At 71.6% G+C, this 21,325-nt stretch carries 21 protein-coding genes; 9 read left to right on the forward strand and 12 right to left on the reverse strand.

The window, feature by feature from the left end:
* The first annotated feature begins 29 nt into the window (after window positions 1–29).
* The 5 genes from acs to ACF1BN_RS23175 all read left to right on the forward strand — a co-directional run bounded on the left by acs (window position 30) and on the right by ACF1BN_RS23175 (window position 5,465).
* Complete coding sequence (gene acs, locus ACF1BN_RS23155) at window positions 30–2,042, forward strand: acetate--CoA ligase (RefSeq protein ID WP_392333500.1); 2,013 nt, start codon at window positions 30–32, stop codon at window positions 2,040–2,042.
* 214 nt (window positions 2,043–2,256) lie between these two features.
* Window positions 2,257–3,669: a Na+/H+ antiporter NhaA gene (gene nhaA / locus ACF1BN_RS23160; protein ID WP_392333609.1), complete on the forward strand. Its 1,413-nt coding sequence runs from the start codon at window positions 2,257–2,259 to the stop codon at window positions 3,667–3,669.
* Between the two features lie 34 nt (window positions 3,670–3,703).
* Window positions 3,704–4,201 (forward strand): phage holin family protein, encoded by a 498-nt coding sequence (locus tag ACF1BN_RS23165; protein ID WP_392333501.1) that lies wholly within the window; start codon window positions 3,704–3,706, stop codon window positions 4,199–4,201.
* Window positions 4,198–5,133: an alpha/beta fold hydrolase gene (locus ACF1BN_RS23170; RefSeq protein WP_392333502.1), complete on the forward strand. Its 936-nt coding sequence runs from the start codon at window positions 4,198–4,200 to the stop codon at window positions 5,131–5,133. The genes ACF1BN_RS23165 and ACF1BN_RS23170 overlap by 4 nt, the downstream gene beginning before the upstream one ends.
* Before the next feature lie 140 nt (window positions 5,134–5,273).
* On the forward strand, window positions 5,274–5,465 hold the full coding sequence (locus ACF1BN_RS23175) for a hypothetical protein (RefSeq protein WP_376603016.1): 192 nt from the start codon (window positions 5,274–5,276) through the stop codon (window positions 5,463–5,465).
* Between the two features lie 12 nt (window positions 5,466–5,477).
* Here ACF1BN_RS23175 and ACF1BN_RS23180 read toward each other — a convergent pair whose 3' ends face one another.
* From ACF1BN_RS23180 to nth, 3 genes are all read right to left on the reverse strand, one after another.
* The gene (locus ACF1BN_RS23180) at window positions 5,478–6,677 is read right to left on the reverse strand and encodes a MarP family serine protease (protein WP_392333503.1); all 1,200 of its coding nucleotides are present in this window, start codon (window positions 6,675–6,677) and stop codon (window positions 5,478–5,480) included.
* A 49-nt stretch (window positions 6,678–6,726) separates the two neighbouring features.
* The gene (locus ACF1BN_RS23185) at window positions 6,727–7,431 is read right to left on the reverse strand and encodes an NUDIX hydrolase (protein WP_392333504.1); all 705 of its coding nucleotides are present in this window, start codon (window positions 7,429–7,431) and stop codon (window positions 6,727–6,729) included.
* A gap of 82 nt (window positions 7,432–7,513) precedes the next feature.
* Window positions 7,514–8,596, reverse strand: coding sequence for an endonuclease III (gene nth / locus ACF1BN_RS23190; RefSeq protein WP_392333505.1), 1,083 nt, complete (start codon window positions 8,594–8,596; stop codon window positions 7,514–7,516).
* A gap of 184 nt (window positions 8,597–8,780) precedes the next feature.
* On the opposite strand from nth, the gene ACF1BN_RS23195 reads away from it, so the two are divergent.
* Entirely contained in the window at window positions 8,781–9,455 is a 675-nt protein-coding gene (locus ACF1BN_RS23195) for a Crp/Fnr family transcriptional regulator (RefSeq protein WP_030495802.1), read from the forward strand.
* Window positions 9,456–9,532: 77 nt separating this feature from the next.
* On the opposite strand, the gene ACF1BN_RS23200 is transcribed toward ACF1BN_RS23195, so the two are convergent.
* The 5 genes from ACF1BN_RS23200 to ACF1BN_RS23220 all read right to left on the reverse strand — a co-directional run bounded on the left by ACF1BN_RS23200 (window position 9,533) and on the right by ACF1BN_RS23220 (window position 12,990).
* Complete coding sequence (locus ACF1BN_RS23200) at window positions 9,533–10,420, reverse strand: prohibitin family protein (RefSeq protein WP_392333506.1); 888 nt, start codon at window positions 10,418–10,420, stop codon at window positions 9,533–9,535.
* 170 nt (window positions 10,421–10,590) lie between these two features.
* Entirely contained in the window at window positions 10,591–11,421 is an 831-nt protein-coding gene (locus ACF1BN_RS23205; protein WP_392333507.1) for an MBL fold metallo-hydrolase, read from the reverse strand.
* The gene (locus ACF1BN_RS23210; protein WP_392333508.1) at window positions 11,418–12,281 is read right to left on the reverse strand and encodes an NUDIX hydrolase; all 864 of its coding nucleotides are present in this window, start codon (window positions 12,279–12,281) and stop codon (window positions 11,418–11,420) included. Before ACF1BN_RS23210 ends, ACF1BN_RS23205 begins: the two co-directional genes overlap by 4 nt.
* 86 nt (window positions 12,282–12,367) lie before the next feature.
* Window positions 12,368–12,838 (reverse strand): RidA family protein, encoded by a 471-nt coding sequence (locus tag ACF1BN_RS23215; RefSeq protein WP_346170327.1) that lies wholly within the window; start codon window positions 12,836–12,838, stop codon window positions 12,368–12,370.
* Entirely contained in the window at window positions 12,835–12,990 is a 156-nt protein-coding gene (locus ACF1BN_RS23220) for a DUF4177 domain-containing protein (protein WP_158821993.1), read from the reverse strand. Before ACF1BN_RS23220 ends, ACF1BN_RS23215 begins: the two co-directional genes overlap by 4 nt.
* 125 nt (window positions 12,991–13,115) lie before the next feature.
* Between ACF1BN_RS23220 and ACF1BN_RS23225 the strand changes: the two genes are divergently transcribed.
* Window positions 13,116–14,081, forward strand: coding sequence for an ArsA family ATPase (locus tag ACF1BN_RS23225; protein ID WP_392333509.1), 966 nt, complete (start codon window positions 13,116–13,118; stop codon window positions 14,079–14,081).
* Window positions 14,082–14,161: 80 nt separating this feature from the next.
* Window positions 14,162–15,547, forward strand: a complete 1,386-nt coding sequence (locus tag ACF1BN_RS23230; protein WP_392333610.1) for an ArsA-related P-loop ATPase — start codon at window positions 14,162–14,164, stop codon at window positions 15,545–15,547.
* 24 nt (window positions 15,548–15,571) lie between these two features.
* Here the strand turns inward: ACF1BN_RS23230 and ACF1BN_RS23235 are convergent, their stop codons facing one another.
* The 3 genes from ACF1BN_RS23235 to ACF1BN_RS23245 form a co-directional block, all read right to left on the reverse strand.
* Window positions 15,572–15,916, reverse strand: coding sequence for a WhiB family transcriptional regulator (locus ACF1BN_RS23235; protein ID WP_030749207.1), 345 nt, complete (start codon window positions 15,914–15,916; stop codon window positions 15,572–15,574).
* 425 nt (window positions 15,917–16,341) lie between these two features.
* Window positions 16,342–16,752, reverse strand: a complete 411-nt coding sequence (locus ACF1BN_RS23240) for a hypothetical protein (protein WP_392333510.1) — start codon at window positions 16,750–16,752, stop codon at window positions 16,342–16,344.
* A 59-nt stretch (window positions 16,753–16,811) separates the two neighbouring features.
* Complete coding sequence (locus ACF1BN_RS23245; protein ID WP_392333611.1) at window positions 16,812–18,065, reverse strand: IS110 family transposase; 1,254 nt, start codon at window positions 18,063–18,065, stop codon at window positions 16,812–16,814.
* A 465-nt stretch (window positions 18,066–18,530) separates the two neighbouring features.
* Here ACF1BN_RS23245 and ACF1BN_RS23250 point away from each other — a divergent pair, with 465 nt between their 5' ends.
* A complete protein-coding gene (locus ACF1BN_RS23250; protein WP_392333511.1) occupies window positions 18,531–20,759 on the forward strand; it encodes a transglycosylase domain-containing protein in 2,229 nt (742 codons plus the stop codon).
* Between the two features lie 71 nt (window positions 20,760–20,830).
* Here the strand turns inward: ACF1BN_RS23250 and ACF1BN_RS23255 are convergent, their stop codons facing one another.
* Window positions 20,831–21,295 carry a GatB/YqeY domain-containing protein gene (locus ACF1BN_RS23255; RefSeq protein WP_392333512.1) on the reverse strand — a complete coding sequence of 155 codons (465 nt, stop codon included), beginning with the start codon at window positions 21,293–21,295 and terminating at the stop codon, window positions 20,831–20,833.
* Window positions 21,296–21,325: the final 30 nt, after the last annotated feature.

Here is a 21,325-nt window from a genome sequence, read left to right on the forward strand (position 1 = left end):
AGACTCTTGTCACCCGGGGCATTGGGCTGATGAGGTATGACGCGGGACACATACGCACAGAGGACGCCCTGGGAAAGGGAGATGTCGTGAGCAACGAGAGCCTGGCCAATCTGCTCCGGGAAGAGCGCCGCTTCGCGCCGCCCGCCGAGCTGGCCGCGCACGCCAACGTGACGGCGGAGGCGTACGAGCAGGCCGAGGCGGACAGGCTGGGCTTCTGGGCCGAGCAGGCCAAGCGGCTGAGCTGGGCGGCCGAGCCGACCGAGACCCTCGACTGGTCGAACCCGCCGTTCGCCAAGTGGTTCGCCGACGGCGAGCTCAACGTGGCGTACAACTGCGTCGACCGGCACGTCGAGGCCGGCCACGGCGACCGGGTCGCCATCCACTTCGAGGGTGAGCCGGGCGACAGCCGGGCGATCACCTACGCCGAGCTCAAGGACGAGGTCTCCAAGGCCGCCAACGCCCTGACCGAGCTGGGCGTCCGCAAGGGCGACCGGGTCGCCGTCTACCTGCCGATGATCCCCGAGGCCGCGATCACGATGCTGGCCTGCGCCCGCGTCGGCGCCGCCCACTCGGTCGTCTTCGGCGGCTTCTCCGCCGACGCGGTGGCCTCCCGCATCCAGGACGCCGACGCCAAGGTGGTCGTGACCGCCGACGGCGGCTACCGCCGCGGCAAGCCGTCCGCCCTCAAGCCCGCCATCGACGAGGCCGTCGCCAAGTGCCCGACGGTCGAGCACGTCCTGGTGGTCCGCCGCACCGGCCAGGACACCGCCTTCACCGAGGGCCGCGACGTGTGGTGGCACGAGCTCGTCGAGCGCCAGTCCGCCGAGCACACCCCCGAGGCGTTCCCGGCCGAGCAGCCGCTCTTCATCCTGTACACCTCGGGCACCACGGGGAAGCCGAAGGGCATCCTGCACACCTCCGGCGGCTACCTCACCCAGGCCGCGTACACCCACCACGCCGTCTTCGACCTCAAGCCGGAGACCGACGTCTACTGGTGCACCGCCGACATCGGCTGGGTCACCGGCCACTCGTACATCGTCTACGGCCCGCTGGCCAACGGCGCCACGCAGGTCATGTACGAGGGCACCCCGGACACCCCGCACCAGGGCCGGGTCTTCGAGATCGTGCAGAAGTACGGCGTCACCATCCTCTACACGGCGCCGACGCTGATCCGCACGTTCATGAAGTGGGGCGACGACATCCCCGCCAAGTTCGACCTGACCAGCCTGCGCGTGCTGGGCTCGGTCGGCGAGCCGATCAACCCCGAGGCGTGGATCTGGTACCGCAAGCACATCGGCGCCGACACCTGCCCCATCGTGGACACCTGGTGGCAGACCGAGACCGGCGCCATGATGATCAGCCCGCTCCCCGGCGTCACCGAGACCAAGCCGGGCTCCGCCCAGCGCCCGCTGCCGGGCATCTCCGCCACCGTCGTCGACGACGAGGCCCGCGAGGTGCCGAACGGCGGCGGCGGCTACCTGGTGCTCACCGAGCCGTGGCCGTCGATGCTCCGCACCATCTGGGGCGACGACCAGCGCTTCATCGACACCTACTGGTCCCGCTTCGAGGGCAAGTACTTCGCCGGCGACGGCGCCAAGAAGGACGACGACGGCGACATCTGGCTGCTGGGCCGCGTCGACGACGTCATGCTCGTCTCCGGCCACAACATCTCGACCACCGAGGTCGAGTCGGCGCTCGTCTCCCACCCGTCGGTGGCCGAGGCGGCCGTCGTCGGCGCCGCCGACGAGACCACCGGCCAGGCGATCGTCGCCTTCGTCATCCTGCGCGGCACCGCCAGCCAGGACGACGCCCTCGTCGCCGAGCTGCGCAACCACGTGGGCGCCACCCTCGGCCCGATCGCCAAGCCGAAGCGGATCCTCCCGGTGGCCGAGCTGCCGAAGACCCGCTCCGGCAAGATCATGCGCCGGCTGCTGCGCGACGTGGCGGAGAACCGCGAGCTGGGCGACGTCACCACCCTGACCGACTCGTCCGTGATGTCGCTCATCCAGACGCAGCTGCCCGCCGCGTCCAGCGAGGACTGACAGCACCGGTCGGTACGGAAAGGCCCGCCCCGAGGCCCTGGGGCGGGCCTTTCCGCTGCGCCCGCCCCGACGCGACGAAAGCCCCATAACTCCCTAAAGTGATCCTCGCCGGACACGCCTCCGCACACCTCGGGCTCGTTAGGTAAGGTAAGGACCGCGTCAGGAACGCGACAGAAAGACCTAGGTGCGCCGGGAAGTCTGGTCGGCATGTGCTCTGTGCTGCCCACCCGACCGGAGGCCCCCCGTGTCCACCGACCGCAAGTTCCTCGGCAGGCTCTCCCTCCCGGAGCGCCGCTACCTCACCGACGCCCTGCGCACCGAGACGGTCGGCGGTGTCCTCCTGCTCCTCGCGGCCGTCGCCGCACTCGTCTGGGCCAACACCTTCCAGGGCAGTTACGAGGCAGTCGCCGACTTCCACATAGGCCCCGCCGCCCTCGGCCTCGACCTGTCGGTCGCGCACTGGGCGGCCGACGGCCTCCTGGCGATCTTCTTCTTCGTCGCGGGCATCGAGCTCAAGCGCGAACTCGTCGCGGGCGAGCTGCGCGACCCCCGGGCCGCCGCCCTCCCGGTCATCGCGGCGATCTGCGGCATGGCCGCCCCGGCCCTCGTCTACGTCCTGGTCAACGCCGTCGGCGGCGGGTCCATGGACGGCTGGGCCGTGCCCACCGCCACCGACATCGCCTTCGCGCTCGCCGTCCTCGCCGTCATCGGCACCTCGCTCCCCTCGGCGCTCCGCGCCTTCCTCCTCACCCTCGCCGTCGTCGACGACCTCTTCGCGATCCTGATCATCGCGGTCTTCTTCACCAGCGACCTGAACTTCCTCGCCCTCGGCGGCGCCTTCGCCGGCCTCGCCCTCTTCTGGTACCTGCTCCGCAAGGAGGTGCGCGGCTGGTACGTGTACGTGCCGCTGGCCCTGGTCGTCTGGGCGCTGATGTACAACAGCGGCGTCCACGCCACCATCGCGGGCGTCGCCATGGGCCTGATGCTCCGCTGCACCACCCGCGAGGGCGAGGAGCACTCCCCCGGCGAGCACATCGAGCACCTGGTCCGCCCGCTCTCCGCCGGCTTCGCCGTCCCCCTCTTCGCGCTCTTCTCGGCCGGCGTGTCCCTGTCGAGCGAGGCGCTCCGCGACGTCTTCACCCAGCCCGTCACCCTCGGCGTCGTCCTCGGACTGGTCGTCGGCAAGGCCCTCGGCATCTTCGGCGGCACCTGGCTCGCCGCCCGCTTCACGAGGGCGGAGCTCAACCCCGAGCTGGCCTGGCCGGACGTCTTCGCCGTCGCCTCCCTCGCCGGGATCGGCTTCACCGTCTCCCTGCTCATCGGCGAACTCGCCTTCGAGGGGGACGCGGCCCTCACCGCCGAGGTGAAGGCAGCGGTCCTCATGGGCTCGCTCATCGCCGCCGCGTGCGCCACGCTCCTGCTCAAGCTGCGCGTCCGGAAGTACCAGCTCCTGGTCGCCGAGGAGGACCGCGACGACGACGAGGACGGCATCCCGGACGTGTACGAGGAGGGCACGGAGGAGTACCACCTCCGGATGGCGGAGATCCTGGAGCGGAGGGCCGCGGAACATCGCGAGCGCGCCCGACTGGCGGGGGCATCGCGCGACGGGGCCGACCGTCCGGCATGATCTGACTGGACCGTACAAGAGGAGAGGGAGAGCGATGAGCGACCCGTTCGACGGAACCGAGCGCAGCCTCGGCCAGCTGGTCGCCTCGGCGACCGCCGAGATGTCCGCACTGGTGCACGACGAGATCGCCCTGGCCAAGGCCGAGCTCCGGCAGGACGTCAAGCGCGGCGCGATCGGCAGCGTGGCCGGCATCGCCGCCGCCGTCGTGCTGCTGTTCTCGCTGCCGATGCTGAGCTTCGCGCTCGCGTACGCCATCAACACCTGGACCGGCGGGCACAACGGCAACGGCGGCTGGAACCTCGTCTGGTGCTTCCTGCTGTCCTTCGCCTTCAACGTGATCGTCGCGAGCCTCCTCGGCCTCCTCGCGGTCTCGAAGTTCAAGAAGGTGAAGCCGCCGGAGAAGTCCATCTCCTCGGCCAAGCAGACCGCCGCGATGCTCCAGAACGTGAAGCCGCACCCCCGTCCGGAGGGTGTCCCCGCCGCCGAGGTGACGATGGCGAAGGCCCAGACTGTGGCACGCTCGTCCGTATGACCCTCCCCGAGAGCAGCACCCCCGGCGGCGGGCCCGTACGCCTCGACGGTCCGTGGACCCACCGTGACGTCGCGGCCAACGGCGCCCGTTTCCACATCGCCGAGATGGGCGACGGCCCCCTGGTGCTGCTGCTGCACGGCTTCCCGCAGTTCTGGTGGACCTGGCGCCACCAGCTGCCGGCGCTCGCCGAGGCCGGTTTCCGGGCGGTCGCGATGGACCTGCGCGGGGTCGGCGGCAGCGACCGCACCCCCCGGGGTTACGACCCCGCCAACCTCGCCCTCGACATCACCGGCGTGGTCCGCTCGCTCGGCGAGCCGGACGCCGCCCTCGTCGGCCACGACCTGGGCGGCTACCTGGCCTGGACGGCCGCGGTCATGCGTCCCAAGCTGGTCCGCCGGCTCGTGGTCTCCTCGATGCCGCACCCGCGCCGCTGGCGCTCGGCGATGCTCTCCGACTTCGCCCAGTCGCGGGCCGGCTCGCACGTCTGGGGCTTCCAGCGGCCGTGGCTGCCGGAGCGTCAGCTGGTCGCCGACGACGCCGAGCTGGTGGGTCGTCTGCTCCAGGAGTGGTCGGGCCCGCGCCCGGCCGACGAGGAGGCGGTCGAGGTGTACCGGCGGGCGATGCTCGTCCCCTCGACCGCGCACTGCTCGATCGAGCCGTACCGCTGGCTGGTCCGCTCGCTCGCCCGCCCCGACGGCATCCAGTTCAACCGCCGGATGAAGCGGCCGGTGCGGGTGCCGACGCTGCACCTGCACGGGTCGCTGGACCCGGTGATGCGCACCCGCAGCGCGGCCGGTTCGGGCGAGTACGTGGAGGCCCCGTACCGCTGGCGGCTCTTCGACGGCCTCGGGCACTTCCCGCACGAGGAGGACCCGGTCGCCTTCACGACGGAGCTCGTGAACTGGCTGAAGGACCCCGAGCCCGACCGCTGAGGCCCGTACGGGCGCCGGCGGGCGGCCGCGGGCCCGCCGCCCGCACGGGTTTGCGTCGAACGGCCATGTGCCCCGCGCATACTCCGATTGGCGGGCACCGGAACGGTTACCGGGGCCGGACCCCGGGCAGACGTCCGGGTATGGGCTGGACGCACGACTACGGTGACACGGCACGCGACCGCCGCTCCGCCTCCGGGCCGGGCTCCCGCGAGCGGGGAGGCCCGCCGGACCAGGGCCGCGCTCCCGGCGGGCAGGTCGGGATCTCACGCATCCTCAGGCGGCGGGCCCGCTGGGTCTCGGCCCGGCTCCGCCATCCGCGCGACACCCCCTGACCCCACCCGGGGTCAGAGGGCGCAGCCGTCGGTGTCCACCTCCTGGGTGGCGGTGCGGCCGAGCTCGATGTCCTCGCGGATCTCCTCCACCGTCAGCGCGTAACCGGTGTCGGCGTCGTCGCGGGAGCGGGCGAAGATCACGCCCGAGACCGTGCCGTCCTCGGTGAGCAGCGGTCCGCCGGAGTTGCCCTGGCGGACCGTCGTGTACAGCGAGTAGACCTCCCTGCGCACCTGGCCCCGGTGGTAGATGTCGGGGCCGTCGGCGCTGATCCGGCCGCGGACGCGGGCGGAGCGGACGTCGTACGAGCCGTTCTCGGGGAAGCCGGCGACGATGGCGTCGTCGCCGCTGCGGGCCTCCCGACCGGTGAAGCGGAGCGGATCGGCGTCGAGTTCGGGCACGTCGAGGACGGCGATGTCGCGGCGCCAGTCGTAGAGGACGACCTTGGCGTCGTAGAGGCGTCCCTCGCCGCCGATCTGCACGGTGGGCTCGTCGACCCCGCCGACCACGTGCGCGTTGGTCATCACCCGGCGGTCGGAGAAGACGAAGCCGGTGCCCTCCAGGACCTTGCCGCAACTCGGGGCCGTACCGACGACCTTGACGATGGAGCGCTGGGCGAGGGTCGCGACGGGGCTGCCGGCGAGCGCCGGGTCCGGCGGGAGGACCTCGGTGATGGGCTCGTTGGCGAAGGGGCCGAAGACCTGCGGGAAGCCGCTGCGGGCGAGGGTGGAGCTGAAGTCGGCGAACCAGACGCCGACCTGATCGGGCATCACCCGGGAGACGCCCTGGAGCACCTTGGATCCGCGCACCTCCTTGCCCAGGGTGGGCAGCGAGGTGCCGGCCAGCGCCGAGCCGATCAGCCAGGCCACGAGGAGCATGGCGATCACGTTGACCAGCGCGCCGCCGGTGGCGTCGAGGGCGCGGGCCGGGGACCAGGTGATGTGGCGGCGGAGCTTGTTCCCGAGGTGGGTGGTGAACGCCTGGCCGACGGACGCGCTGACGATGACCGCCATCACGAAGATCACGGTGACGGTGGTGGTGACCTCGCTCTGCTCGGTGAGCTGGTCCCACAGGATCGGCAGCAGCCACATCGCGGCGAGCCCGCCGCCGAGGAAGCCGATCACCGAGAGGATGCCGACCACGAAGCCCTGGCGGTAGCCGATGATCGCGAACCACACGGCCGCGAGCAGCAGCAGGATGTCCAGCACGTTCACGGTCGTCAGCCTCGCAGTGTCGTTTCCGGTCGCCCGGGGGCCCAGCCTGTCATGACCGCCAGTCGAGCGGGACCTTACGGGAGGTGTCCCAGGGGAGCTCCCAGCCGGCGAAGTGGAGGAGCCTGTCGATCACTCCGGCGGTGAAACCCCAGACCAGGGCGGACGCGACGAGGAAGGCGGGGCCCGCGTGGCCGGCCGGGTGGACGGCGGTGGCGCGGTTGGCCGGGTCCGTGAGATCCGCCACGGGCACCGTGAAGACGCGGGCGGTCTCGGCGGGGTCCACGACCCCGACCGGGCTGGGCTCGCGCCACCAGCCGAGGACGGGCGTGACGACGAAGCCGCTGACCGGGATGTAGAGCCGGGGCAGGACGCCGAAGAGCTGGACGCCGGCCGGGTCGAGGCCGGTCTCCTCCCGCGCCTCGCGCAGGGCGGCCCGCAGCAGTCCCCCGTCGTCGGGGGCGCCGTCCTCGGGGTCGAGGGCGCCGCCGGGGAAGGAGGGCTGTCCGGCGTGCGAGCGGAGGCTGCCGGCCCGCTCCATGAGGAGCAGTTCGGGGCCGCGCTCGCCGTCGCCGAAGAGCACGAGCACGGCGGACTGGCGGCCGGCGCCGCTGGCGGGCGGCAGGAACCGGCTCAGCTGCTCGGGCGCGACGGTGCGCGCGGCCCGGTCGACCGGCGCGAGCCAGTCGGGCAGTCCGCCCCGGTCCAGCAGGCCGCCGGTGCCGGGGCCGTAGATCTCTTCGTCCGTGCGCGTCATGGGCACCCCCGTGTCGTCCAACGCCGTCGCCGTGCCCCTTCGTTCCCGTGGTCGCCCAACGCGCCGGAGGCCCCTGCCGTGCTCATTCGGCCCCTGAGGGACGCTGGACGGCGCCCGGCGCCACTCCGGGGGCGGGCGGGGCGGGGCGGCCGGGGTAGTCGGCGGGCGGGTTGAGCCGCTGGCCGGGGTAGCCGCCCTTCTCGTACTTGAGCAGCTTCGCGGCCTTCTCGGGGTCCGTCTCGCCCTCGCCGTAGGCGGGGCAGAGGGCGGCGATGGGGCAGGCGCCGCAGGCGGGCTTGCGGGCGTGGCAGATGCGGCGGCCGTGGAAGATGACCCGGTGCGAGAGCATCGTCCAGTCGCTCTTCGGGAAGATCTCGGCGACCTCGGCCTCGATCTTCACCGGGTCGTCGGACTCGGTCCACCGCCAGCGGCGGGCGAGCCGCATGAAGTGGGTGTCGACGGTGATGCCGGGGACGCCGAAGGCGTTGCCGAGGACGACGAAGGCGGTCTTGCGGCCGACGCCGGGGAGCTTGACCAGGTCCTCCAGACGGCCGGGGACCTCGCCGCCGAAGTCGTCCCTGAGGGCGGCGGCCAGGCCCATGATCGACTTGGTCTTGGCGCGGAAGAAGCCGGTCGGGCGGATCAGCTCCTCGACCTCCTCGGGGACGGCGGCGGCCAGGTCCTCGGGAGTCGGGTACCGGGCGAAGAGCGCGGGGGTCGTCTGGTTCACCCGCAGGTCGGTGGTCTGCGCGGAGAGGACGGTGGCGACCAGCAGCTCGAAGGGGTTCCGGAAGTCGAGCTCCGGATGGGCGTACGGGAACACCTCCGCGAGCTCCCGGTTGATCCTGCGGGCGCGCCGGACCATCGCGAGCCGCGACTCGGACCTGGACCCGGCGGCCCTCTTCGGCGCCGCCTTCTCCGGGGCCGCCTTCTTGGCGGGGGCCTTCTCCGGGGCCGCCTTCTTCGCCACCGCCTTCTTCGCCGCGGCCTTCTTCACCCCAGCCTTCTCCGCGGCCTTCTTCGGGGCCGCCTCTCGCGGGTGCGAATCATCCCGATCCGCACCTTTCGACCGCTTCGACACGCCGTGTTCGCCCACGGCGGAATTACCTTCGGCCGACACTCTTCCAGCCCCCTTGGCCTGCGTTCTCACCGGCGAGTTGGACACCCGGCCAGCCTAGGGGCCGAGGCCGACATCCGCCCCGCCCGCCGCCGATCGGCCCCCGATCGGGCCCCTGACGTTCGGCAATGGCGTCCGGTGCGTCAAACTTGTTGTGATTGATCGCACTGTTTGGCACGTCCGGCATCATGGGACCAGGTCCCGTGAGCAGGTCGACAGTAGGAGTGAACTCGTGGACGACGTTCTGCGGCGCGCCCCGCTCTTCGCGGCGCTCGATGACGAGCAGGCCGCCGAGCTGCGCGCCTCGATGAGTGAGGTGACGCTCGCCCGTGGCGACGCGCTCTTCCACGAGGGCGACCCCGGCGACCGCCTGTACGTGGTCACCGAGGGCAAGGTGAAGCTGCACCGCACCTCCCCCGACGGGCGGGAGAACATGCTGGCCGTCCTCGGCCCCGGCGAGCTCATCGGCGAGCTGTCCCTCTTCGACCCGGGCCCGCGCACCGCGACCGCGACGGCGCTGACCGAGGTCAAGCTGCTCGGCCTCGGCCACGGCGACCTCCAGCCCTGGCTGAACGCCCGTCCCGAGGTGGCCGGCGCCCTGCTGCGGGCCGTCGCCCGCCGACTGCGCAAGACCAACGACCAGATGTCCGACCTGGTCTTCTCCGACGTGCCGGGCCGGGTCGCCCGCGCGCTCCTCGACCTGTCGCGCCGCTTCGGCGTGCAGTCGGAGGAGGGCATCCACGTCGTCCACGACCTCACCCAGGAGGAGCTGGCCCAGCTGGTCGGCGCCTCCCGCGAGACCGTGAACAAGGCGCTCGCCGACTTCGCCCAGCGCGGCTGGCTGCGCCTGGAGGCCCGCGCCGTCATCCTGCTGGACGTGGAGCGCCTCGCGAAGCGCTCGCGGTAAGCACGCGCGCGTAGGTACGGAAGAAGGGGCCGCCCGGTCGAACCGGGCGGCCCCCTTCCGTGCGGGGTGCGGGCGGATCAGCGCTTGGAGCCGTCCACGATCACCGGGGCGGAGCCGCCGCCGCTGCCGCAGGGCACCGCGTAGACCGGGTTCTTGGCCGCCGCCTCCTTGAAGGCGTCGATGCACTGGTTCGCCAGGACCTTGTCGGTCAGCGAGTCGTTGAGGATCTTGTTGGCGCGGGCGATGCCCTCCGCCTCGATGCGGCGCCGGTCCGAGTCCGCCTTGGCCGTACGGGCGGCCTCCAGGGCCCGCTCGGTGGCCTGCTGCTGCTGGATCTTGCGGTCGATCTGGCCCTGGAGCGCGTCCGAGGGCTTCACGTTGCGCAGGTTGACCGTGGTGACGACGATGCCGCGCGGCTCCAGGCGCTCCGTGATGAGCCGGGCGATCTCGGCGTTGATCTTCTCGCGGTCGGAGGCGTACCCCTGCTCGCTGCTGTAGCGGGCGAAGACGTTACGGACGATCTCACGGCTGTCCGGGTAGACCAGCCGCTGCTGGATCGCGTCCTCGCTGCCCGCGAGCTTGTACAGCTCGACGGCCTTCGCCGGGACCACGGCCCACTTCACGGTGACCTCGGCGTACATGACACCGCCCTGCGAGGAGCGGACCTCGACCACGTCCTTGTCGGAGAGGTTGAGGTCGACCGGGCGGGTGGAGAAGGTCGTGACGTCGGTGAACGGTGACTTCACGTGCATGCCGGACGTCATCGGCGTCCCGACCTTGCCGAAGGCGACCGGCACGCCGACCTCGTACGCGCTGATCACGTACGTCATGCTCACGATCAGCGAGAAGACGCCGGTCACCAGAGCGCCGGCGGCGCCCAGCTTCCAGCCGGTCGAGTCCTGCGACCGGCCGACGAACCAGAGCACCACCGCGGCGATGACCAGCAGGATGGCTATGACGAACATGGGCATTCCCCCCGAGAGCTACGGCCTGATGTAAGCGGAGCGTAAGACATCAGGGGAAGCTCCCGGGTTCCCGGGGTCGACCGGTCACTTCAGGACACTCTCGCGGGCCCCGGGGCGGCCGGAGTGGACCGGTTGCTTCAGGACACCCTCGCGGGCCCGGGGCGGCCGGGTCAGCTCCGGCCGCGCTCCCTCAGGTACTCCAGCTGCGCCCGTACGGAGAGCTCCGCCGCCGGCCAGAGCGAGCGGTGCACGTCCGCGTAGACGTGCGCGACGACCTCCTCGGCCGTCCGGTGGCCCGCCTCGACGGCCGCCTCCACCTGGGCCAGCCGGCCCGCCCGGTGGGCCAGGTAGAAGTCCACGGCACCCTGGGCGTCCTCCAGGACCGGCCCGTGGCCCGGCAGCACCGTGTGCACGCCGTCGTCCACGGTGAGCGAGCGCAGCCGCCGCAGCGAGTCCAGGTAGTCGCCGAGGCGCCCGTCCGGATGCGCCACCATCGTCGTGCCCCGCCCGAGGATCGTGTCGCCGGTCAGCACCGCGCGGTCGGCGGGCAGGTGGAAGGAGAGCGAGTCGGAGGTGTGTCCGGGCGTCGGCACCACCCGCAGCTCCAGACCGCCCACGGTGACCGCCTCGCCCTCCCCCAGGCCCTCGTCGCCGAGGCGGAGCGCCGGGTCGAGGGCGCGGACGGACGTGCCGGTCAGCTCGGCGAAGCGGCCGGCGCCCTCGGCGTGGTCCGGGTGCCCGTGGGTCAGCAGGGTCAGCGCGACCCGCTTGCCCAGCTGCTCCGCGGTGTCGATCACGTGCCGGAGGTGGCCCTCGTCGAGCGGGCCCGGGTCCACGACGACGGCCAGGTCCGAGTCCGGCTCGGAGAGCAGCCAGGTGTTGGTGCCGTCCAGGGTCATCGCGGACGGGTTGGGCGCGAGCACGTTCACGGCCCGCGCGGTCGCGGGCCCCGAGGTGACGAGCCCGCGCGGCTGGCCGGGCAGGGCGGCGGCGTCGGTCATGCGGCGCCTCCCTCGACCCGCTTGGTGAACTCGTCGTGGCCGGGCCAGGTCAGCACCACCTGATCGCCCTCCACGCGCGCGTGGGCCAGCACCGGCGTCAGTGCCTGCTTCCCGGCCGCCGCCAGGGCGTCCGCGGCCGTGGCGCACGGCAGGAGGGAGCGCAGGGTCGCGATCGTCGGCGGCATCATCGTCAGCTCGCCCCGGTCGTAGCCGTCCGCGGCGTCGGCCGGACGGGTCCACACGGTCCGGTCGGCCTCCCCGGAGACGTCCCGGGTCCGCTGCCCGGCCGGGAGGAGGGCCACGAAGAACCAGGTGTCGTACCGGCGCTGCTCGAACTCGGGGGTGATCCAGCGGGCCCACGCGCCGAGCAGGTCGGAGCGGAGCGCGAGGCCGCGCCGGTCGAGGAAGTCCGCGAAGGACAGCTCGCGGGCGACCAGGGCCGCCCGGTCGCGCTCCCAGTCCTCGCCGGTGGTGTCGCCGACCACGGTGTCCGGGGTCTCCCCGGCGAGCAGCACGCCCGCCTCCTCGAAGGTCTCCCGGACGGCCGCGCAGACCACGGCCTGGGCCTGCGCGGGGTCGTCGAGCCCCAGCCGCTCCGCCCACTCCTCCAGCGCGGGCCCGGCCCAGCGCACCGGCTGCTCGTCCCGCGGGTCGACGCCGCCGCCGGGGTAGGCGTACGCGCCGCCGGCGAAGGCCATGGAGGTGCGGCGGCGCAGCATGTGGACCTCGGGACCCGCCGCCGCGTCGCGCAGCAGGAGCACGGTGGCGGCGCGCCGGGGCGTCACCGGCACCAGCTCGCCGGCGGCGAGGGCGCGGATGCGGTCGGGCCATTCCGGCGGGTACCACTGACCATTCGGCATGGGCGGATGCTATGCGCATCGAACGGAATGCACGAGAGCCGGCCGCCCCGGGTGGGGGCGGCCGGCTCTCGTGCGGACGGTTCCGGTCAGGCCTCGGTCAGCTCGACCTGGACCTCGACCTCGACGGGGGCGTCGAGCGGCAGGACGGTGACGCCGACGGCGCTGCGGGCGTGCACGCCCTTGTCGCCGAGGATCTCGCCGAGCAGCTCGCTGGCGCCGTTGATGACGCCGGGCTGGCCGGTGAAGTCCGCGGCGGAGGCGACGAAGCCGACGACCTTCACGACGCGCTTGATCCGGTCGAGGTCACCGGCGACCGACTTGACGGCCGCGAGCGCGTTCAGCGCGCAGGTGGCGGCGAGCGCCTTGGCCTCCTCGGCGGTCACCTCGGCGCCGACCTTGCCGGTCACCGGAAGCTTGCCCTCCACCATCGGGAGCTGGCCCGAGGTGTAGACGTACACGCCGGACTGCACGGCCGGCTGGTAGGCGGCGAGCGGCGGGACGACCTCGGGCAGCTTCAGGCCCAGCTCGGCGATCCGGGCCTCGACGGCCCCGCTCACGACTGCGGCCGCTTCATGTAGGCCACCAGCTGCTCCGGGTTGGGCCCGGGCACGACCTGGACGAGCTCCCAGCCGTCCTGGCCCCAGTTGTCGAGAATCTGCTTGGTCGCGTGCACCAGAAGCGGCACCGTGACGTACTCCCACTTGGTCATGGAGCCGACTGTAGTCGTTGCGGAGGAGTGCTCCTCCGAGGCTCTCCCCCTAGGGCCCGGGCTCGGGGACTTCTCCGGGGCGGTCCGCTGATTGCGCGGGCCCGCCAGTGGTTAGGCTCGACAGCGTGAGCAGGCTCCAGGTCGTCAGCGGCAAGGGCGGTACCGGTAAGACGACGGTCGCCGCCGCCCTCGCCCTCGCCCTCGCGACGGAGGGGAAGCGCACGCTCCTCGTCGAGGTCGAAGGCAGACAGGGCATCGCACAGCTCTTCGAGACGGAGGCGCTTCCCTACGAGGAGCGCAAGATCGCCGTGGCTCCGGGCGGCGGCGAGGTGTACGCGCTGGCGATCGACGCCGAGCGCGCGCTCCTCGACTACCTTCAGATGTTCTACAAACTGGGCGGCGCGGGCCGGGCGCTGAAGAAGCTCGGCGCGATCGACTTCGCGACGACGATAGCGCCGGGGGTGCGGGACGTCCTGCTCACCGGCAAGGCGTGCGAGGCGGTCCGCCGGCGGGAGAAGGACGGCCGCCCGGTCTACGACCACGTGGTGATGGACGCGCCGCCGACCGGCCGCATCACCCGCTTCCTGAACGTGAACGACGAGGTGGCCGGGCTGGCCAGGATCGGCCCGATACACAACCAGGCGCAGGCCGTGATGAAGGTCCTCAAGTCCCCCGAGACGGCCGTGCATCTGGTGACGCTCCTGGAGGAGATGCCGGTCCAGGAGACGGCGGACGGCGTCGCGGAGCTGCGTGCGGCGGGGCTGCCGGTGGGCCGGGTGGTGGTGAACATGGTCCGCCCGCACGTCCTGGACGAGGCGGCGGTACGGGCCGCCTCCGGCGACCACCGCGAGGCGATCGCGCGGACGCTGGCGGCCGCCGGCGTCACGGGCGCCGTCGGGCTCGTGGAGCCGCTGCTCGACCAGGCGGCCGAGCACGCCCGCCGGGTGGAGCTGGAGCGGACCCAGCGGGCGGTCCTGGAAGGCGTCGGCGTGCCCGCGTACGAGCTGCCGTACCTGGGTGACGGGGCGGACATCGCGGGCCTCTACCGCCTGGCGAAGGAACTGCGGAAGCAAGGGGTGGGTGCGGCGTGACGGAGAAGACCCCGGGCCCGGCGGACGGCGGGGCCGCCCCGGCCGAGGCGGGCGGGCCGGTTCCTCCCGCGGGCGGCGGCATGGACGCGGTGCCCTTCCTGAAGATCGACCCGATCCTCGACGACCGGGACACCCGGATCATCGTCTGCTGCGGCGCGGGCGGGGTCGGCAAGACGACCACGGCGGCGGCGCTGGGGGTGCGGGCGGCGGAGCGGGGCCGGCGGGTGGTGGTGCTCACCATCGACCCGGCGCGCCGGCTGGCCCAGTCGATGGGCATCGACGCGCTGGACAACACCCCGCGCAGGGTGGACGGCATCAAGGGCTCCGGTCCGGCGGGAGCCTCGCGCGGTGATTCCGGCGAGGGTGGCGGCGACCGCGGGGAGGGCGGGGGCGAGCTGCACGCGATGATGCTGGACATGAAGCGGACCTTCGACGAGATCGTCGAGGCGCACGCGGAGCCGGCCCGGGCGCGGGCGATCCTGGAGAACCCCTTCTACCAGTCCCTGTCGGCCGGGTTCGCCGGTACGCAGGAGTACATGGCGATGGAGAAGCTGGGCCAGCTGCGGGCCCGGGACGAGTGGGACCTGATCGTCGTCGACACCCCGCCGTCGCGCTCGGCGCTGGACTTCCTGGACGCGCCGAAGCGGCTCGGCTCCTTCCTGGACGGGAAGTTCATCAAGCTGCTGATGGCGCCGGCGAAGGTGGGCGGCCGGGCCGGGATGAAGTTCCTCAACGTCGGCATGTCGATGATGACGGGGACGCTGGGGAAGCTGCTGGGGGGTCAGTTCCTGGGGGACGTGCAGACCTTCGTGGCCGCGATGGACACGATGTTCGGCGGCTTCCGGACGCGGGCGGACGCCACGTACCGGCTGCTCCAGGCGCCGGGCACGGCCTTCCTCGTCGTGGCGTCGCCCGAGCGGGACGCGCTGCGGGAGGCGGCGTACTTCGTGGAGCGGCTGGCCGCCGAGGGGATGCCGCTGGCCGGTCTCGTCCTCAACCGGGTGCACGGCAGCGGGGCGGAGCGGCTCTCGGCCGAGCGGGCCCGGGCGGCCGCGGAAAATCTTGAGGAGGGCCGCATTGTGGATCAGGGGCCCGGGAAGACTGGAGTGCGTGGCGCCCCGGCCACGTCGTCCGAGCCGTCGCACGCCACCGCCGCCGACTCTCCCGCCCGCCCCTCCGCCGCATCCGAGGCTGCCCCCACAGCCGACGTGCCCGAAGAGCACCCCAGCGAGGACACCGATCCCGGGTCCGCTCCGGACATCGCGCGGCTCACCGCGGGCCTGCTCCGGCTCCATGCCGAGCGGATGCGGGTGCTCACGCGCGAGCAGCGCACGCGGGACCGCTTCACGGCCCTCCACCCCGAGGTGGCGGTGACCGAGGTGGCCGCCCTGCCCGGCGATGTGCACGACCTCGCCGGGCTGCGGGCCATCGGTGAGCGCCTCTCCTCCCCGCGCGAGCGGTCCTGACGGGACCTCACGGGGCGAGCGGGACTATCCGACCGCGGCGTACTCCTCGTACGTCGCGTCGTCCTGCATGGCGACGGGCAGCAGACCCGCGCCGCGCTCGTACTCGGTGCGCGCGGTCTCCAGGAGCCGCCGCCACGAGGTGACCGTGGGCCGCCGGCGCAGCAGGGCACGGCGCTCGCGCTCCGTCATGCCACCCCACACGCCGAACTCCACACGGTTGTCCAGGGCGTCGGCGAGGCACTCGGTGCGTACCGGACAGCCGGTGCACACCGCCTTTGCCCTGTTCTGCGCCGCTCCCTGCACGAAAAGTTCATCCGGATCGGTAGTGCGGCAGGCCGCCTGCGCACTCCAGTCAGCTACCCAGCCCATACCGGCGCCGTCCTCTCCCGAATCGAGGCTCCCCCACGGCGGCAGCGGCATATTCACCGCTGCCAGTTGGGACGTTACGGAAGGCGGGGACAGCGCAACACCCCCTTCGGGCCCAATCTTGAATGGTCCGAACGGACTATGCGTGCGCGTCAGATCACCCAGGGGAGTGATCGAAGGACATGCGTGTGTTATGGGGCACCCCGCGACACACACCCCGGAATCGGACACACTCTTCCCGCGTATTCGGGGACGCGGGAACGGGTGCCGGAAATCAGGCGATTGTCACGCACGGGGGTTGATACGGGACCGCACTCCTGTGACAGTTGGGAGCAGCTTAGGCCAAGGCATATACGCGTGTCCGGCGATTGAGAACGTAGACACCTCACGTTGCTATGCCGTCAAGTCAGGCCGCCCGAGTGGTGAGGTCAGGCCTCGTCTTCGTCGAACAGGGCATCTCCGATTTCGACGAGTTCATCGTCGGTCAGCTCCGGCGGACTCCAGTTCCTGCTTCGGGCGTGCTGGACGAATCGCTGGTCCAGGGCGACGTGGTAGCGCTCGACGTAGTGGGCGAGGTCCGAGTACCAGAACCACTGGCCGTCGGTGAGCAAGGACAGTCCGCCGATCAGCTCGCGCTCCGGGCTGAGGATGTCGTAGAGCCTGGTCCCGGTGACAGCAAGGACTCCCCCTTCACACAGGTAGCGCGCGAGGGACTGCTCGTCCTGGTCTCCTTCGTCACGTACGGCAGCATGAAGCGAGGGCCCATCACTCCGGCCGTGCCCGAGTTCCCGGAAATCGCCGATGAAGCGGTCTGAGACGGAGGGCTGGTTGCTGCTCATGCCTCGGGAGCCTAGCCACTCGAGCCGTAGGTCCTCCTGGCCTTTTCCGGGGGCCGGGACTATGCGGCCTGCGCTGCGTCCTCGATCCCCACCGGGAAGGCGGCGGACTCGTCGAAGCGTTGTCCGTGCTGGAGGCAGTGGTAGAGCTGGCCGATCATGCGGTTGAAGAGGTTGCGCTGGGCGGCGGCGTGCCAGTCGCCTTGTTCGCGTCGGCGTCGGTAGTGGGCGTTGGCCCCGGTGGATGCCCGGAGTGAGGCGAAGGCCCAGAGGTAGCCGGCGTGGTTGAGCCGGTCGTTCTTCACCCAGCGTCTGGTGATGGCGGACTTCTTGCCGGAGGCGCGGGTGATGGGTGAGGAGCCGGCGTAGGCCTTCAGTCCGTGGGCGTCGGCGAAGCGGGTGCGGTCGTCGCCGATCTCGGCCAGGATTCGGGCGGCGAGCTGGATGCCGAGGCCGGGGAAGCTCAGCAGGATCTCGGCGTCCGGGTGCTGGGGGAATGCCTCTTCGACCGCTTCGGCGAGCTGGTCGGCGGCGGTGCAGGCGGCATCCAGCTGCATGAGAAGGGCGAGCATCTGCTTGCCGAGTGCGTCCTCGACCAGCGGCGGCTGGTGGGCCCACTCGGCACGGAAGGCCTCGCGGAGGCGGTCGGCCTCGGCCTCGATGCCGCGCTGGCGGCCGGCTCGCTTGAGCGCGGCCTGGATCTGGGTGCGGGTCAGCCGTGCGGCCCGGGCCGGGGTCGGGGCGGTCTTGAGCAGCTCGCGGGCCTCGGGACGGCACAGGCCGTTGGTCCAGGCGGCGAAGGCGGCCAGGGCGGCGGGGTAGTACTCGCGCAGCAGGGAGCGGAGCTGGTTGGCGAGCTGCTGCCGGTTCCAGAGAGAGTCCTGCTGGGCGCGGGCCAGGACGGTGATCGCGCGGCCGAGGTCGGAGTCGTCGGGCAGGGGCCGGTGGGCGTGCATGTCGGTGCGGAGGATGTTGGCGAGGACGAGGGCGTCGCCGGGGTCGGACTTCTTGCGGGAGACGCTGTGCCGGTCGCGGTAGCGGGCGGCGGCCATCGGGTTGATCGCGAACACCTTGCGCGTTCCGGTCCGCAGCACCGCGACGAGCAGGCCTCGGGAGGTCTCGATCGCGACCGGGATCGGATCCTCCTCGGTATCGCCATACTCGGCGAGCAGTTCCAGCAGGATCTTGTAGCCGGCCGCATCGTCGGTGATGTGCCGCTTGGCGAGCAGCTGGCCGGTGTCGTCGACCAGGGCGACGTCGTGGGTTCGTTCCGCCCAGTCGATTCCGCAGTAGATCAAGATTCCCTCCCCGGAGATCGGTGTTTGCGCTGGTCACGAGCGCATGCGGGCCACGCAGCGACCTAATCCCAGGCCTCAACCGCAGCGCGGTCGGGCCGCCACCTCACTAGCCGTTCGTGACACCAGCGCACCCCACGGGCCTCGGTCTATGCGGGAGCTCTGAGGGCTCGGGCGTAGCAAGAGGTCACCGCGCGGCAGGCTCGCACCGCCAACGCCAACGAGAAGCCAGGGCGGAGAGTGTTGCCCTTGAGGTCGCCGAGCGGCGCCGATCTACCGGGAGACTTCACAAGTCCTGTCACGCGAAGGCATCCGTCCAGCGGTTACGAGTTCAGCCCTCCCCGCCCTGAGCACCACGACCGCGCACCGATCTACGTTGAGGCCTCGGCGGCCCGGCTGCACCTGGATGTCACGGTCTGGTACTCGAACGCTCCGAGAAGCACCCGCTCCTGCAGAACGCTCGTAAGTACGGATTAGGCTGCCCCCATGGCAAAGAAGCGCTCGGGCGGTGGTCTGACCGGGACCCAGCAGGCCGCCAAGTTCCTCGGTGTCAGTGTGCTCTCCGGAGCCGTGCTGGCGGGCATCGCCCTGCCCGCGGCCGGCGCACTGGGTCTGGCGGCGAAGGGCACGGTGGAGGGGTTCGACGAGATCCCCTCCAATCTGAAGACCCCGCCGCTCAGCCAGCGCACCACCATCCTGGACTCCAAGGGCGGGGTGATCGCCACGGTCTACTCGCGGGACCGCAAGGTGGTGCCGCTGGAGAAGATCTCCCCCTACATGCAGAAGGCGATCGTCGCGATCGAGGACGCGCGCTTCTACGAGCACGGGGCCATCGACCTCAAGGGCGTGCTGCGCGCGATCAACAAGAACGCGCAGTCGGGCGGGGTCTCCGAGGGCGCGTCCACCCTCACCCAGCAGTACGTGAAGAACGTCTTCGTCGAGGAGGCGGGTGACGACCCGGAGAAGGTCGCCCAGGCCACCCAGCAGACGATCGGCCGCAAGGTCCGCGAGCTGAAGTACGCGATCCAGGTCGAGGAGGAGCTGGGCAAGAAGAAGATCCTGGAGAACTACCTCAACATCACGTTCTTCGGGCAGCAGGCGTACGGCATCGAGGCCGCCTCGCAGCGCTACTTCTCCAAGCCCGCGGCCAAGCTGGAGCTGGGCGAGGCCGCGATGATGGCCGGCCTCGTCCAGTCGCCGAGCCGCTTCGACCCGATCAACGACCTCCAGGAAGCCACCAAGCGGCGGAACATCGTCCTCCAGCGGATGGCGGACGTCGGCGACATCAGCCAGGCCGAGTTCGACAAGGCCAAGGCCGCGCCGATCAAGCTGAAGGTGAAGACGCCGAGGAACGGCTGCATCACCGCCGTCGACGGCGCCGGCTTCTTCTGCGACTACGTCCGCAAGACGATCCTCAGCGACCCGGTCTTCGGCAAGACGGCCGAGGAGCGGCAGAAGCTGTGGAACCTGGGCGGTCTGACCGTCCGGACCACGCTCGACCCGAAGGCGCAGGCGGCGGCGAACGAGGCCGCCGTGGCCAAGGTCAACAAGGACGACGGGGTCGCGACCGCCGTGGTCCAGGTCCAGCCCGGCACCGGCAAGATCCTGTCGATGAGCCAGTCCCGCCCGTACGGCCTGGACCAGAAGCAGCACCAGACCACGCTCAACCTCGCCGTCGGCAGCAAGATGGGCGGCACCACGTACGGCTTCCCGGTCGGCTCGACCTTCAAGCCGATCACGGCCGCCGCCGCGCTGGAGAAGGGCCTCTCCCCGGCGACGAGCTACGACACGCCGTGGAAGATCTCCATGGAGGAGAGCGACTACACGCGCTGCGACGGCAAGCCGTCGGGCTACGCCGACTGGTCCGTCCAGAACGAGCTCAAGTCGGAGAAGGGGGCGTACGACATGACGAGCGCCCTCGGCAAGTCCATCAACACCTACTTCGCCAAGCTGGAGCAGGCCGCCGGCCTCTGCGAGACGCTGACGATGGCGAAGAAGGTCGGCTACGAGCGCGAGCTCGGCAAGCCGATGCTGCAGAGCCCGTCGGCGACCCTCGGCTCCCTGGAGAGCACCCCGCTCGACATGGCGAACGTCTACGCGACCTTCGCCAACCGCGGCATCTACTGCGTCCCGGTGGTCATCGACTCCATCAAGGCCGCCAACGGCGACAAGCTCAACGTGCCGCAGACCAAGTGCACCCGGGCCATGTCCGACCGCACCGCCGACATGATCAACCAGATGCTGAAGGGCGTCGTCGAGGACGGCACCGGCACCCGGGCGGGCCTGAGCGACCGGGACAACGCGGGCAAGACCGGTACCACCGAGGGCCGCAAGGACGCCTGGTTCGTCGGCTACACCCCGAACCTGTCCACCGCGGTCTGGGTCGGCGACGACGTCGGCGAGCGCGACGAGATGTTCGACCTCACCATCGGCGGCGTCTACTACGACAAGGTCTGCGGCGGCTGCCTGCCCGGACCGATCTGGCGGATCGCGATGACCGGCGCGCTCGACGACCAGAGGCCCTCCTTCGTCGGCATCAAGGTCCCCCGGGCCGAGAAGCCGAAGGACCCGAAGAAGGACAAGCCCGCGGACGACGACAAGCCGCGCGACCGGGACAAGAACAAGCCGGGCGACCGGCGGGACGACCCGCTCCCGGGAATCGACCTTCCGGGCCTGATCGGCGGCGACCGGGGCAACGGCCGCGACAACCGCTGACGTACGGCAGGGAAAAGGGCGCCGTCCACCGGATCCGGTGGACGGCGCCCTTTCGCGTGTACGGGGGCGGCTCAGCCCGCGAGGAGCTTCTTCACGGCGGCGGCCACGCGACCGCCCTCGGCCTGGCCGGCGACCTTCGGGTTCACGATCTTCATGACGGCGCCCATGGCGCGGGGGCCCTCGGCGCCGGCGGCCCTCGCCTCCTCGACGGCGGCGGCGACGATGCCGTCCAGCTCGTCGTCGGAGAGCTGCTTCGGGAGGTACGCGTCGAGGAGGACGCCCTCCGCCCGCTCGCGCTCGGCCGACTCGTGGCGACCGCCCTGCTCGAAGGCGTCGGCGGCCTCGCGCCGCTTCTTCGCCTCCTTGGCGATCACCTTCTGCACCTCGTCCTCGGAGAGCTCGCGCTTGGTCTTGCCCGCGACCTCCTCCTTGGTGATCGCGGTGATGGTGAGCCGCAGGGTCGAGGAGCGCAGTTCGTCGCGCTCCCGGATCGCGGCGTTGAGGTCGTCCTTCAGTCGTGCCTTGAGCGTGGTCATGGCATCAAGTGTGGCAGGTGCCCGCCGCCG

It is taken from the genome of Streptomyces sp. NPDC014861, assembly GCF_043081625.1.
Taxonomy (GTDB): domain Bacteria; phylum Actinomycetota; class Actinomycetes; order Streptomycetales; family Streptomycetaceae; genus Streptomyces.

Coding starts and splice junctions, on each gene's coding strand:
- ACF1BN_RS23255 (WP_392333512.1), bottom strand. CDS start 21,295: ATGACCACGCTCAAGGCACGACTGAAGGACGACCTCAACGCCGCGATC.
- acs (WP_392333500.1), top strand. CDS start 30: ATGAGGTATGACGCGGGACACATACGCACAGAGGACGCCCTGGGAAAG.
- ACF1BN_RS23240 (WP_392333510.1), bottom strand. CDS start 16,752: ATGAGCAGCAACCAGCCCTCCGTCTCAGACCGCTTCATCGGCGATTTC.
- ACF1BN_RS23165 (WP_392333501.1), top strand. CDS start 3,704: ATGAGCGACCCGTTCGACGGAACCGAGCGCAGCCTCGGCCAGCTGGTC.
- ACF1BN_RS23185 (WP_392333504.1), bottom strand. CDS start 7,431: ATGACGCGCACGGACGAAGAGATCTACGGCCCCGGCACCGGCGGCCTG.
- ACF1BN_RS23235 (WP_030749207.1), bottom strand. CDS start 15,916: ATGGGCTGGGTAGCTGACTGGAGTGCGCAGGCGGCCTGCCGCACTACC.
- ACF1BN_RS23170 (WP_392333502.1), top strand. CDS start 4,198: ATGACCCTCCCCGAGAGCAGCACCCCCGGCGGCGGGCCCGTACGCCTC.
- ACF1BN_RS23175 (WP_376603016.1), top strand. CDS start 5,274: ATGGGCTGGACGCACGACTACGGTGACACGGCACGCGACCGCCGCTCC.
- ACF1BN_RS23230 (WP_392333610.1), top strand. CDS start 14,162: ATGGACGCGGTGCCCTTCCTGAAGATCGACCCGATCCTCGACGACCGG.
- ACF1BN_RS23200 (WP_392333506.1), bottom strand. CDS start 10,420: ATGTTCGTCATAGCCATCCTGCTGGTCATCGCCGCGGTGGTGCTCTGG.
- ACF1BN_RS23220 (WP_158821993.1), bottom strand. CDS start 12,990: ATGACCAAGTGGGAGTACGTCACGGTGCCGCTTCTGGTGCACGCGACC.
- ACF1BN_RS23250 (WP_392333511.1), top strand. CDS start 18,531: ATGGCAAAGAAGCGCTCGGGCGGTGGTCTGACCGGGACCCAGCAGGCC.
- ACF1BN_RS23210 (WP_392333508.1), bottom strand. CDS start 12,281: ATGCCGAATGGTCAGTGGTACCCGCCGGAATGGCCCGACCGCATCCGC.
- ACF1BN_RS23205 (WP_392333507.1), bottom strand. CDS start 11,421: ATGACCGACGCCGCCGCCCTGCCCGGCCAGCCGCGCGGGCTCGTCACC.